General features: G+C 70.8%; 14 protein-coding genes and 1 pseudogene. 5 read left to right on the forward strand and 10 right to left on the reverse strand.

Annotated elements, in window-relative coordinates; all coding sequences use genetic code 11:
- Positions 1-51 precede the first annotated feature (51 nt).
- A complete protein-coding gene (locus BL253_RS18830; protein WP_241834923.1) occupies positions 52-960 on the reverse strand; it encodes a class I SAM-dependent methyltransferase in 909 nt (302 codons plus the stop codon).
- A gap of 557 nt (positions 961-1,517) precedes the next feature.
- Between BL253_RS18830 and BL253_RS18835 the strand changes: the two genes are divergently transcribed.
- Entirely contained in the window at positions 1,518-2,228 is a 711-nt protein-coding gene (locus tag BL253_RS18835; RefSeq protein ID WP_241834924.1) for a lyase family protein, read from the forward strand.
- A 226-nt stretch (positions 2,229-2,454) separates the two neighbouring features.
- Here the strand turns inward: BL253_RS18835 and BL253_RS18840 are convergent.
- From BL253_RS18840 to BL253_RS18855, 4 genes and pseudogenes are all read right to left on the reverse strand, one after another.
- A pseudogene (locus tag BL253_RS18840) lies at positions 2,455-2,643 on the reverse strand (MerR family transcriptional regulator); the annotation flags it as partial.
- Positions 2,644-2,723: 80 nt separating this feature from the next.
- On the reverse strand, positions 2,724-3,518 hold the full coding sequence (locus tag BL253_RS18845) for an ABC transporter permease (RefSeq protein WP_076818427.1): 795 nt from the start codon (positions 3,516-3,518) through the stop codon (positions 2,724-2,726).
- Positions 3,519-3,818: 300 nt separating this feature from the next.
- Positions 3,819-4,124: a hypothetical protein gene (locus BL253_RS18850; RefSeq protein WP_076818428.1), complete on the reverse strand. Its 306-nt coding sequence runs from the start codon at positions 4,122-4,124 to the stop codon at positions 3,819-3,821.
- Between the two features lie 13 nt (positions 4,125-4,137).
- Positions 4,138-4,269: a toll/interleukin-1 receptor domain-containing protein gene (locus BL253_RS18855; protein ID WP_241834925.1), complete on the reverse strand. Its 132-nt coding sequence runs from the start codon at positions 4,267-4,269 to the stop codon at positions 4,138-4,140.
- 329 nt (positions 4,270-4,598) lie between these two features.
- On the opposite strand from BL253_RS18855, the gene BL253_RS18860 reads away from it, so the two are divergent.
- Together BL253_RS18860 and BL253_RS18865 are read left to right on the forward strand one after the other, a co-directional pair.
- On the forward strand, positions 4,599-4,973 hold the full coding sequence (locus BL253_RS18860; protein WP_076818429.1) for a PadR family transcriptional regulator: 375 nt from the start codon (positions 4,599-4,601) through the stop codon (positions 4,971-4,973).
- Entirely contained in the window at positions 4,970-6,340 is a 1,371-nt protein-coding gene (locus tag BL253_RS18865; RefSeq protein WP_076818430.1) for a permease prefix domain 1-containing protein, read from the forward strand. The genes BL253_RS18860 and BL253_RS18865 overlap by 4 nt, the downstream gene beginning before the upstream one ends.
- 222 nt (positions 6,341-6,562) lie before the next feature.
- Here BL253_RS18865 and BL253_RS18870 read toward each other — a convergent pair whose 3' ends face one another.
- The 5 genes from BL253_RS18870 to BL253_RS18890 form a co-directional block, all read right to left on the reverse strand.
- Positions 6,563-7,798, reverse strand: a complete 1,236-nt coding sequence (locus BL253_RS18870; protein ID WP_076818431.1) for an RNA polymerase sigma factor — start codon at positions 7,796-7,798, stop codon at positions 6,563-6,565.
- Positions 7,795-8,118 (reverse strand): YciI family protein, encoded by a 324-nt coding sequence (locus BL253_RS18875; protein ID WP_076818432.1) that lies wholly within the window; start codon positions 8,116-8,118, stop codon positions 7,795-7,797. The genes BL253_RS18870 and BL253_RS18875 overlap by 4 nt, the downstream gene beginning before the upstream one ends.
- 66 nt (positions 8,119-8,184) lie before the next feature.
- A complete protein-coding gene (locus BL253_RS18880) occupies positions 8,185-8,796 on the reverse strand; it encodes a dihydrofolate reductase family protein (RefSeq protein WP_076818433.1) in 612 nt (203 codons plus the stop codon).
- A 176-nt stretch (positions 8,797-8,972) separates the two neighbouring features.
- Positions 8,973-9,620: a response regulator gene (locus BL253_RS18885; RefSeq protein ID WP_198946312.1), complete on the reverse strand. Its 648-nt coding sequence runs from the start codon at positions 9,618-9,620 to the stop codon at positions 8,973-8,975.
- Positions 9,611-10,747 (reverse strand): sensor histidine kinase, encoded by a 1,137-nt coding sequence (locus BL253_RS18890; protein WP_076818434.1) that lies wholly within the window; start codon positions 10,745-10,747, stop codon positions 9,611-9,613. The genes BL253_RS18885 and BL253_RS18890 overlap by 10 nt, the downstream gene beginning before the upstream one ends.
- Positions 10,748-10,878: 131 nt before the next feature.
- On the opposite strand from BL253_RS18890, the gene BL253_RS42345 reads away from it, so the two are divergent.
- Positions 10,879-11,202 carry a hypothetical protein gene (locus BL253_RS42345; protein ID WP_076818435.1) on the forward strand — a complete coding sequence of 108 codons (324 nt, stop codon included), beginning with the start codon at positions 10,879-10,881 and terminating at the stop codon, positions 11,200-11,202.
- Positions 11,199-11,852, forward strand: a complete 654-nt coding sequence (locus BL253_RS18900) for a hypothetical protein (RefSeq protein WP_076818436.1) — start codon at positions 11,199-11,201, stop codon at positions 11,850-11,852. The genes BL253_RS42345 and BL253_RS18900 overlap by 4 nt, the downstream gene beginning before the upstream one ends.
- Positions 11,853-12,111: the final 259 nt, after the last annotated feature.

A 12,111-nucleotide genomic window follows, 5' to 3' on the forward strand; every position in this document is an offset into this window, starting at 1 on the left:
CGGCGGACGACCACTGAGGTGCGCCCTGGTCAGCCTCGTGCCCCSGGGGCGTCACCCTACCGACGACGCCACGTTCACGTGGTCGTTCGGCTCTTCGAACAGTGACGCCGCCTGACCAGGGTCCTCGCCTCGGGGCAGATCACTCGGCTTGCGCAGGACCACCAGGCGGTACCGGACCGCGCCGAGGGCCGAGAGCAGGAAGAGAAGGAACGTGGAGCGGACCGAGACATGCCCGCGGCCGGTGACGGCGCGGGCGATACCGGATGAGAGCAGGTAGAGGTAGGTCGGCAGGGTGAGCCTGGTGACGTCCGTGTCCTGTTCGACCACGAGCCCGGCCTTGTCGGCCATTGCCTGGTAGTCGCCGTCCGACCACTTCGACTGCCGGCCGTATCCCTTGGCGACCTGGTCCTCGAACCAGCGGCTGGCGGCATTGTCCGGGTCCGTCTGGTCCGCGGGCACGAAGTCCGACAGGGACAGCCGTCCGCCGGGTTTCAGGACCCGCTGCGCCTCCTCGAGGAAGGCGAGCCGGGACGGGAAATGGAAGATGCACTCGACCGCGAGAACCGCGTCGAACGCGGCGGAGGGCAGCGGGAGCGCGCAGCCGTCCGCGCAGATGAGGTGGGCCCGGGTGGGCAGGGCCCGGGTAAGCTGCCGATGGTCGATGTTCACACCGACCAGCCGCGTCGCCGGCAGCCGTTCGGACAGTCGCCCGAGCGTTCCCCCGAAACCGCAGCCGACATCCAGAACGGCCATGCCGTCGGAGATCAGCGCCCCGCCGGCGACCGTGTCATCGAGACGCTCCTGCGCGGCGACGACGCCGCGCCCTCGGATTCCCGTACCGCGCAGCCGCGTCCACAGCCCCCAGTGTATATGTCGAGAGAAGGCATCCGCCTTCCGGTCACCCTGGCTACGTTTCTCGAGCAGTACGTCTATATAGGGAAGTTCCACATCCACGCTCATAGGCCGAAGGTAGGCGTCGAGCAAAATGCCGCGAACAGGCTCGGCAAAATATCTACCCAACGCCGCGATTGTCTACTGGATTAATTGGCCGCGGAGCGTCTGACCTGAAGTCRCCAGTACCGGCGGCCGATCTGGGTCAGGCCTTTTCGCAAGCCAGATGATCACACCGTGGAAGCACCGCGCCGCCGCTTTCTCCACAGAGACAACACGGAGATGACACGGGGATCGTCGCCGCTGACGATGGAGAGCGGCCTGTTCGTCGCATGTACTTTGTCTAGCACAGTCAACCCGGACATTTTACCCTAGGTCGGGTGTAATCGCGGGACCGGCTTTGGCGTAGAATTCGCCCCCGCTCCGGTTCGACCCGTCGCGATTCGACCCATCGCGCGGTGCCTGGTCGCGGGCGCCGCCGGTCGCGGGCGCCGCCGGTGGCGCGGTCGCCCCTGGCGCTCCTACGCTGCGGACCATGAACAGCGCCGCCGGCCCGGCGCCCGAGCCGCTTCGCGTTCGACATCCATCTGCGGGGCGCCGACGAGACCGTCTTCCTTCGCCACCGGGTGGCGCTGCCCGCGCAGTTCGGGGGCGCGGCCGGGACGCTCTCGGCCGCCGTCGAGCTGGCCACGCTGCGCCGCGTCGCGGACCCCGTCTCGGCCGTGTCCAGAGCCGCCGCCGACGCCGCGGCCACGCTCGCCCTGCGACCGGCGCCGCCCTGGCACACGACCCGCACGACCTTCACCGCGATCGGCGACGCGCTGGTCGCCGGCACCGACGCCTGGGGCCGCATCGCCACGGACGTCGCCGCGCTGTCCCGCCCGGAGATCGGCGAGCTCGCGGAGCCGGCCGCGGCCGGGCGTGGCGGCTCGTCGACCATGCCGCAGAAGCGCAACCCGGTTCTCTCGGTGCTCATCCGCCGCACCGCCCTCACGGCGCCGGCCCTGGCGTCGACACTGCACCTGACGGCCGCGCTGGCCGGTGACGAGCGACCCGACGGCGCCTGGCACGCCGAGTGGCCGACGGTACGCGACCTGGCCCGCCGCACGGTCGTCGCGGCCAGTCACACCAGCGAGCTGCTGCGCGGGCTGCGCGTCGACACCGCCCGCATGCGCGCCACCGCCGACGCCGCCTGGCGGGACCTGACGGCCGAGCGCCGCGCCATCGCCGCCTTCGCCGGTGGCGAACCCGCCGAGGACGACTACCTGGGCGTCGCGGACGCCGTCATCACCGCCGTCCTCGCGCGCGCGCACGCCTACCTGGAGACCACGCGATGACCGCGCCGTGATCACCGGTGCGGTGATCGCCGGGTGGCCTCCCCAACCGGCGCCGCCGACGCCAACCGGCGCCGCCGACGTCAACCGGCGCCGTCGACGGTGGCCGTCGCTTCGGGCGTGGGGATGCGCTCGAGTTTGGTCCAGCCGCGCCAGCCGCGTTCCTCCAGTAGTTCCAGGAGCCGAGGAGCGATCCGCATCGAGTCGAGGAAGACGGCGTCGAGGAGCTGCGCGCGAGCGGCACGCCGGCGTCGGCGAGCGTACGGATCTTGATCAGCTCGGCGACGGCCTGGGCGCCATAACGCCGATAACCCGAGCGGTCGCGTTTGGGCTCCGGCAGGAGGCCCTTGGCGTGGTAGTGCCGCACCGCGCGCACGGTGACGCCGGCATACGACGCCAGCTGGCTGATCGTGAGCACCGCGCCAGTCTCCCAGAAGCCAGAGGGCACGCGAGAATGATCTTCTTTCGCATGCCCTCTGACCGCCGTCCCCGGGATCATTATTTCGCGGGCACGCGCAGGAACAGCCGGCGCGACCAGAGATAGCCGAGCAGCGCGATCAGGACGCACCAGCCGATCGCGAACCACGGGTCGGAGCCCGTCGAAGTACCCGTGACGAGTGCGCGCAACGTGTCGATCATCGGGGTGAACGGCTGGTGCTCCGCGAACTGACGCAGCCCGGTCGGCATCGCGTCGGTCGGCACGAAACTGCTGCTGACGAACGGCAGGATCATCAGGAACAGCGGGGTGTTGCTGGCCGTCTCGACGCTGTCCGCCGCCAGCCCCATGCCGACGGTCAGCCAGGTGAGCGAGAACGCGACGAGGATCAGCAGCCCGACCGCGCCGAGCCAGTCGAGCGGACCGGCGTCGGAGCGGAACCCGAGAAGGAACGCGAACGCCGCCACGATCACCACGGCGAATCCGGTCCTGATGACGGCGCCCAGCACGTGGCCGGTGAGCACCGACACCCGGGCGATGTTCATCGTGCGGAACCGGGCGATGATCCCGGTGTTCATGTCGGTCGCGGTCGAGATCGCGGTGCCGAGCGCGACGCTGGCGACGGTCATGAACAGGATGCCCGGCGTGATGAAGACGAGGTAGTCCCCGCGGTCTCCGCCGCCCTCCTGGCCCGGCAGGCCGGCGCCCAGAGTCCCGCCGAACACGTACACGAACAGCAGCAGGAACAGGATCGGCTGCGCGATCAGCATGATCGACAAAGAGGGGTAGCGGCGGATGTGCAGCAGGTTGCGCCGCAGCATCGTCGCCGAGTCGCGGACGGTGTAGGTGGTGCTCATGCGGAGACCTCCTTGGCTGCCGGTGCCGCGGATGCGGGCGTCTCGGATGCGGGTGCGTCGGATGCGGGTGCCACGCAGCCCACCCGCATCAATTCGACGTCGGCGTCCCAGCCAGGCACCGTCTCAGCACGCAGCATGTCCCGCACCTCGCCGAGATCCGGTGCGGCGGGTCGCGGACCATACCGCCAGACCCACACCTCCCCCACGACTTCGGGTCCACCGCGCCCCTGGAATCCGCCCGCCGTTCCACGACCACCACAGGGCACAAGCAGCGATCACCTGCCCGGCCGGACGCGGCTCCTAGCCCTGCGCCAGCCGGGAGAGCTCGTCGGCCAACGCCGACGCTGGTGGGCGATCCTCGGGCCGGCGGAGCCGGGCGTCGAGCGCGTACTGRACRCCGACGCCGAGGAGCGCGCCGAAAGCCGCGCCCACCCCCGCGCCGGGAACCGCGCCGGCCGCCCAGCCGAGGCCCACGATCACGTCCTGCACGGCTCCAAGATGCGCCGTGAGCCCTTCCGTGAGGCCACCGACCAGGCCGGCGACGATACCTGCCCACGCGAGGGTGACACCTCCGGCGGCGAAGAAAGCGTGGCCGAGCGCGAGCACCGGATGCTGACTGTCATAGGACCTGGTAGCCCGCCGCCTCCAGCTCCCAGGCAATCCACTCCGCCCAGTCACGGTCGGCGCTGGTGTACGAGATGAAGAAGTCCCAGCGTTCTTCCCCTGGGCGTTCCCCCGTCGTGGTGCTCACGGCGTCAGCCGCGACGGCGCCGGGCTACAGGGGGACCGCCGGCGGTCTCCCCCACGGTGACCCCGTTGGTCTCCACGAGTGCAAGTATGCCTGGCCCAGCTGCGCCGACCACCAACGAGGCGTGTGCGTCGACGGGGGACTGTCGGGAAGATGGCTTCGCCCACCAGGTCACCCTGGCAGCCTCACCCCAAGTCATTTTCGACTCGGTACCAGAGCGAGCCAGCGGCTCGGCCGGCGATCAGGCACAGGCGCCGCACCAGCCGTGACACCTCCTTTACCTAGCAGTACTATGCATTGCACTTCTAGGGTAGGGAACGGAGTGAGGCCTGGTGAAGGTCGGCAAGGATCTGGTGGCTGCCTCGGCGACACCGATGGTGCTCGGCATCCTGGCCGAGGAGCAGAGCTATGGCTACGCGGTCCTCAAGCGGATCAACGAGCTGTCGGGTGGGGAGCTGGACTGGACGGAGGGCCTGCTCTACCCGTTGCTGCATCGGCTGGAGCGCCTCGGTTGGGTGGAGTCCAGCTGGCAGTCGGTGACGGGCGGGCGGCGGCGCAAGTACTACCGCATCACCGAGGCGGGCCTGGCCGAGCTCGCCGAGCAGCGCCTTCAGTGGGCCACGGTCATGGAGGCGCTCAAGGGGATCTGGCTGGGTACTGAGGACCGCGGGACGCTGACGGCGACTCCGCTTGAGGGCTGGGCATGACGGCGCGGGAGGGGCAGGAGGAGCTGGAGGCGCAGCTCGCGCAGTGGCGCCAGTACGTGGGGCGCCGCCGGGAGCTGCGGTCACCCGACGCCGACGAGCTCGAAGACCATCTCCGCGGTTCCGTGGACGAACTCGTCGAGGCCGGCCTGAACCCGGATGAGGCGTTCCTGGTCGCGGTCAAACGGATGGGCAGCCTCGACGACCTGTCCCGCGAGTTCGCCCGGGAGCATTCCGAACGGCTGTGGAAGCAGCTGGTCCTGACCGCGAACCCGGCCGCGGACGCCCGGTCGCGGCGGGACCTGCGGGTGATGGCCCTCTGCGCGGCAGGTGCCGCGCTGTCCATCAAAGCGCCGGAGCTGTTCGGGATGAGGCTGTCCGACGACGCGTCGGCCTCGTTCTACGGGCCGAACGTCAGCCTGCTCGTGCTGCCCTGGCTCGCGGGTTTCCTCGCCTGGCGCCGGCAGGCCCGACGCCCGCTGATCGGGATACTGGTAGCGCTGTTCGCGCTCGGCGCCGTCGCGGCCAACGCCTATTCCCTGGCGGACAGCTCGCAGTCGCTGGTCATCACCAGCATCCACCTGCCCATCGCCCTGTGGCTCGTGGTCGGCCTGGCCTACCTGGCCGACGACTGGCGCTCGTCCCGCCGACGCATGGACTTCATCCGCTTCACCGGCGAATGGTTCATCTACTTCGTCCTCATGGCCCTCGGCGGCGGTGYCCTCACCGCATTCACGACCGGCGCCTTCAAGGCCATCGGGATCGTCCCGGAGGAGTTCGTCGCGGGGTGGCTCCTTCCCTGCGGCGCGGCGGCCGGGGTCGTCGTGGCCGGATGGCTCGTCGAGGCCAAGCAAAGCGTCGTCGAGAACATCGCCCCGGTGCTCACACGGCTGTTCACACCACTGTTCACAGCGGTCCTGCTCGCCTTCCTCGTCGCCATCGGCTGGACCAGCAACGGCATCGACGTCGAGCGCCAGGCACTGATCCTGTTCGACCTGCTCCTGGTCATCGTGCTGGGGCTGCTGCTCTACTCGATCTCAGCCCGCGACCCGCTGGCCCCACCCGACCTGTTCGACAAACTGCAGCTCGCCCTTGTCGTGAGCGCGTTGGCCATCGACGTGCTGGTACTCCTGGCCATCACCGGGCGCATCACCGAATACGGCACCACGCCCAACAAGGCCGCGGCCCTCGGTGAGAACGTCCTCCTGCTCGCCAACCTCACCTGGTCGGCGTGGCTACTGCTGGGGCTCATCCGTCGGCGCACCCCGTTCGCGACGCTCGAACGGTGGCAGACCAGCTACCTGCCCGTCTACGCCGCCTGGGCCTGGATCGTGGCCCTCGTCTTCCCCCCACTGTTCAACTACGCCTGACGGCCGAGTACGTGACGACGCCGAGGTCGGTGTGGCCGCGGACGGGAGACAAGCCAGGGCCCGCAGCCTGGAGTCGCGCAACGGAATCCTTCGCGTGAGGTGCGGCACCTGCTCAGTTGCTGAGTCTTGCGGCTTTCGGTGGCGGACTCCACGCCCGGCGCGCCATGGTGCTCGGGAAGCCGGTGTGACGCCGGCGCGGCCATCGCCACTGTGAATCGGGCGCTACCGCAGCTGGTCGCGGCGGCGAGTGAGGTAGGCGGTCTCGCCGGTGTTGCCGGCCAGCTCTACGGCCCGGTCGTAGGCCGCGCGTGACTGCTGACTTTGGCCGAGCCGGCGCAACAGGTCGGCGCGGGTGGCGTGGTAGGGGTGATAGCCGGCCAACCTCGGCTCAAGACGGTCGATGGCCGCCAGGGCCACCTCCGGGCCGTCGAGTTCGGCGACCGCGATGGCCCGGTTGAGGGCGATGATCGGCGAGGGGTCGAGGCGGACGAGCTGGTCGTAGAGGGCGAGGACCTGCGACCAGTCGGTGTCGCGGATGTCGCGGGCGGAAGTGTGCACGGCGTTGATCGCGGCGAGGATCTGGTAGCGCCCCGGAGCCACCCCGGCGGCGGCAGCGGCGAGGCGCTCGCGCACCAGCCGGTGACCTTCGGCGATCAGTTCCGCGTCCCAGGCCCCACGGTCCTGCTCGTCGAGGGCGACCAGTTCGCCGCTGGCCGAGGTCCGGGCGGTGCGGCGCGCCTCGGTGAGCAGCATCAGCGCCAGCAGCCCGGCCACCTCTCCGTCCCGCGGCAGGAGCGCGCGGATCAGGCGGGTGAGCCGGATCGCCTCGGCGGTCAGGTCGTGTCGTACGGGGTCCGTGTCGGGGCCGCTGGCCAGATAGCCCTCGTTGAAGACGAGGAACAGGACGGCGAGCACGCCGGAGACACGAGCCGGCAGATCGTCGACGGACGGCATCCGATAGGGGATGCGAGCCGCCTTGATCTTGGCTTTCGCGCGGGTGATCCGCTGCCCTATGGCACTCTCGGCCACCAGGAAGGCGCGGGCGATCTCGGGCACGGTCAGACCGCCGACCATGCGCAGCGTCAACGCCAGGCGGGCTTCCACCGCCAGCGCCGGGTGACAGCAGATGAAGATCAGCCGGAGCCGGTCGTCGTCGATGGCGCCGAGAGGCTCGGGCGGGTCGTCGTCGTACGCCATCTGAGCCTCCTTCTGCCTGTCGTCGCGCTTGTTCTCGCGCCGGATCCGGTCGATGGCCCTGCGGTTGGCGGTGGTGGTCAGCCACGCGCCGGGGTTGGGAGGTACGCCGTCGGCCCGCCACCGCTCGACGGCGGTCGCGAACGCCTCGGCCGCCGCCTCCTCCGCGATGTCAAGGTCACCGAAACGCCTGGTCAGGGCGGCCACCACCCGCGCCCACTCCTCGTGATGGGCCCGGGTGACCGCCTCCCGGGCGTCGATCACTGGAACGGCCGCAGCTCGATCTTCCGATCGCAGACCTTCGACGCCTCGGTGGCGAGCCTGAGCGCCACATCCAGATCGGGGACCTCCCACACCCAGACGCCGGCGAGGTACTCCTTCGACTCCACGAAAGGCCCGTCGCTGAACACCGCCTGCTCGCCCCGGTTGTCGATGACCGTCGCCGCGTCGGTGTCCGCGAGTCCGCCCGCGAAAACCCAGTAGCCCTCGGCGATCAGTCGTTCGTTGAACGCGCTGATGGCAGGCTGCCTGTCCGTGCTGCCGGGATCACTCTTGTCATCGATCACGGAAACCAGGTACCTCATCTGAAGATCATCTCCCGTGGCGTCAGGCCGTGGCGTCAGGATGGCGTGGTTCGGTGGTCAGGAACTTCAGGCCGTCGCATACCGCGGGCGCCCGGCCGGCCGGTAGGCCTGGATCGTCACGCCCTTCGCGTCGACCCGCGATTCGACCAGGTCGAGCGCGAGATCCGGACCGGTCTCCGGGAAAAGTCTCGCGCCCTGGCCGAGGATCACCGGGACCACGATCAGAGTCATCTCGTCGACCAGATCGTTCGCCAGCAGCCATCGGGTCAGGGCGCTACTGCCATGTACCTGCAGCTCACCTCCGGGCTTGGCCTTCAGCTCACTGATGGCCGCCGCGAGGTCGCCACGGAGAACGGTCGTGTTCTCCCAACGCGGCGCGGTGAGCGTGGTCGAGGCGACGTACTTGGGGGCCTCGTTCAGGGCCACGCCGATGGGATGTGCGTGCATCTGGTCGATTGATCCCCAGGAGCCGGCGAACAACTCGTAGGTGCGCCGGCCGAACAGGAACGCGTCGGCGCGCTGGTAGGTCCGCGTGATGAACGCCCTGGTCTCGTCGTCCCCCGCCCCCAGAGCCCATCCGCCGCGCTCGAATCCGTTCCTGCGGTCCTCATCCGACGCACCGCCGTTCCCCTGCGTCACTCCATCGATGGTGACCTGGGTCATGGTCGTCAGCTTCATGATCGCGGCTCCTTCGCCTTGGCCTGGCCCCTTGTGGACGGCCTCACCCCTGCTACGAACACCACCGCCCCGATCCGACAGATCCCCCGGACTTCTTTGAAGATTTTTCCGGGACGCCGGTCATCAGCACCTGAGCGGTCGCCGAGGCGACCTCGTGCTCTGCCTCAGATTCGCGTTCAGATTCGCGCTTCGTAGACCAGGAGCGCGATCTGCACCCGGTTCTCCGAGCCGGTCTTGGTCAGGATCCGCGAGACGTGCGTCTTCACGGTCGCCTCGCCCAGGAACAGGGCCTGGGCGATGGCCGCGTTCGAGAGGCCGTCCGCGACCGCCTCGGCCACCGCGCGCTCCCGCTCGGTGAGCGTCGCCAACCGGTCCCGGGCGCCGGCCGCACGCCGGTCGTCGCCCTTGCCGAGCTGGTGCACCAGCCGCTCGGTCACCGGTCCCGAGAACACCGACTCGCCGCCGGCCACGACGTGGATCGCCCGGGTCAGCTCCCGCGGGGCGGTGTCCTTGAGCAGGTAGCCGCGCGCGCCCGCCTCGAGCGCGTCGATCACGTACGAGTCCAGGTGGAACGTGGTCAGGATCAGCACGGCCGGCGGCTCGTCCAGCCGGCCGATCCGCCGGGTCGCCTGGACACCGTCCAGCACCGGCATCTGCAGGTCCATCAGCACGACGTCCGGCCGGGTCTCCCGGCACGCGGACACCGCCGCGGCGCCGTCCGCCGCCTCCCCGACGACCGCCAGCTCCGGGTCGCTGGCCAGCACCATGCGCAGACCCGTCCGGACCAGCGCGTCGTCGTCGACCACGAGCACCTTCAGCGCCACGGCAACCGCGCCCTCAGCTCGAACTCGCCGCGGGCGCTGAACCCGTGGCTCAGCGTCCCGCCCGCCAGTGCGGCCCGCTCGACGAGCCCGATCAGCCCGCTGCTCGTGCCCGGTACGCCGAGCGAGCCCGTGGTACGCGCGTTCACCACGTCGACCTCGACGTCCGCTCCCGACCGGGCCAGGCTGACACGCACCGGCACCCCGGGCGCGTGCTTGCGGGCGTTGGTCAGCCCCTCCTGCACGATCCGGTACACGTCCCGGCCGGCGGCCACCGTCGACGCGGGCCCGGTCGACGCCAGCGCCGGGTCCATGGACAACGCGACCTCCTGGCCGGCGGCACGCGCCTCCTCGACCAGGTCGCCGAGCCGGTCCAGGCCCGGCTGGTCCAGCGAGCGCGGCTCATCCTCACGAAGGACGCCGATCGCCGACCGCAGCTCGTCGAGCGCCTGCACGGCCGAGGTACGGATCAGCGCGGCCGCGTCCCGGACGTCGTCCTCGCCGTGCCGCGGCGCGACCTCGAGGCCACCGGCGTGCAGCGCCACCAGCGAGATCCGGTGCGCCACCACGTCGTGCATCTCCCGGGCGATCCTGGTGCGCTCGGTGGCACGGATGTGCTCCTCACGCAGGTTCCGCTCCTCCTCGGCGCGCTCGGCGCGCTCGCGGTAGGCGTCCAGCAGCGCGTGCTGCGACTGGATCAGCGCACCCCAGGCGGTCACCGCGGCAGCGATGGCGATGTTCACGGTCAGGGTCAGCGAGACACCCTGGTTGCCTGGGTACACCAGCCAGAACACCCAGCCGGCGGCCACGTCCGCGACCGCGACACCGATCGCGACCCGCAGCGACCGGTAGCGGGCGACGAAGTACAGCGCGACCATGTTGGCCACGCCCGCGGCGGCGACGACCCCGGCGACGACGGCGAGCACGAGCCCGACCACGAGCGGGTACCGGTGCCGGCCGAGCAGTAGCAGGCACGCCAGCGCCCCGGCGCACACGTCGACGGCGCGCCAACCGCCCGCGGGTCCCTGTTGCAGCACGTCGTACAGGAGCACGAGGCCACCGGCGAACGCGGCCAGGACGACGGCCGCCGACCGTGCCCGCCGTCGCCAGCCGTTCGTCTCCTCGTCCACAGCCGCGACTCTACGAGCCTGTCCGGCCGTGCCGAGTCCGCCTTTCGGGGGACCCCCGGTCCGCCGAAGGTCGACGGCCCTCCGCGGTTCGGGCGACGCGGCGGGGGTGCCCGCGCCGGTTCGCTGGAGCCATGAACGCAGCCACCGAACACTCCCCTGGTTCCCGCCTCCACGAGCTCGCCGACGAGGTCTTCGGTCCCGTCCGCGCTCCTCGCGGCACGTTCGAGCGCAAGCTTCTGCTGGTCCGCTCGGCCTTCGCGTACGGCGGCCTCATCGCCACCCTCGTCCAGGTCGTCGTCTGGCTGATGATCGGCGTGATCACCGCCCACCTCGACGCGCCGTGGTGGCTGTGGACCGCCGTCCCGGCCGCCGCCGCCGTCGGCCTGCTCACCCTCGCGCGGCGCTGGCGGCGCTGGTGGGGGCTCGCCGAGGCGGCGCGGGAGGAGGGCCGATGAGCTCCGAGCGTCGCGTCACCGGCTGGGCCGCCCTGCTCGGCGGCCTGCTCTCCCTGGTCATGGTCGGCCTGTACTTCGTCTACTCCGGCCCGCCGCCATCCGCGAACGTGCTCAGCCGCAACCTGATCACGATCGCCACCTTCACCGTGTTCCTGGTGTTCGCCGTCGGGCTCGGCCGGCTCCTGCGCGGCCCCGACGGCGACGCGGGCCTGGGCGGTGACCTCGCGGTCACCGCGCTGCGCATGTACGTCACCGTCACCCTGGTGGCCGCCTCCCTGGAGGTCGGCGCGTCGTTGCAGGACCCCGACGGCCACCTCGACCCGACCGTCGACGGACCGCTCGCCGCCGGCATGGTGCTGCTGCACGGCCCCATCGCCCGGGTACTGGTCGCGGTGTTCCTGCTCGCCCTGGCCGCGGCCCCGGCCGCCCGGCGGTACTTCTCCCGCCGGATGCTCCGTGGCGGCGTCGCCCTCGCGCTGGTGAACCTGGCCCTGGTCCCGTCGCTGTTCTTCGGCATGGACGCGGCGGACTTCTACGCCGCCAACGGCTGGGGCGCGGTCGCCTCCATCGGCGCGGTCAACGTGATCTGGTTCGCCGCGCTCGGCCGCTCCATCCTCCGCACACCGCGGCGCGCTCCGGCGCTCGTCTGACCAACCCTGGACCGCTGACCCCCGGTCACGTGACCGGGGGTCAGCGGCCCAGGTGGCGTCCCGCATGTGGGGCGCGACTGGGCAGTCAGAGGCGCCGAGCTACTCCGACCTCGAAGCGGAGACCCGGTACCGGGTGACTGGTCGGCGCTCCGGGGGAATTCCCGGGGAAAGGCGCGCGAGGTGCCAGCGGAATTCTGGGACCGCATCCTCACACTCGTGAGATCTCACTGACGGGGTGGCGACCGCTTACGGGGCGCCG

It is taken from the genome of Pseudofrankia asymbiotica (genome assembly GCF_001983105.1).
Classification (GTDB): domain Bacteria; phylum Actinomycetota; class Actinomycetes; order Frankiales; family Frankiaceae; genus Pseudofrankia; species Pseudofrankia asymbiotica.

Coding starts and splice junctions, on each gene's coding strand:
- BL253_RS18830 (WP_241834923.1), bottom strand. CDS start 960: ATGAGCGTGGATGTGGAACTTCCCTATATAGACGTACTGCTCGAGAAA.
- BL253_RS18845 (WP_076818427.1), bottom strand. CDS start 3,518: ATGAGCACCACCTACACCGTCCGCGACTCGGCGACGATGCTGCGGCGC.
- BL253_RS18875 (WP_076818432.1), bottom strand. CDS start 8,118: ATGAGGTACCTGGTTTCCGTGATCGATGACAAGAGTGATCCCGGCAGC.
- BL253_RS18880 (WP_076818433.1), bottom strand. CDS start 8,796: ATGAAGCTGACGACCATGACCCAGGTCACCATCGATGGAGTGACGCAG.
- BL253_RS42345 (WP_076818435.1), top strand. CDS start 10,879: ATGAACGCAGCCACCGAACACTCCCCTGGTTCCCGCCTCCACGAGCTC.
- BL253_RS18900 (WP_076818436.1), top strand. CDS start 11,199: ATGAGCTCCGAGCGTCGCGTCACCGGCTGGGCCGCCCTGCTCGGCGGC.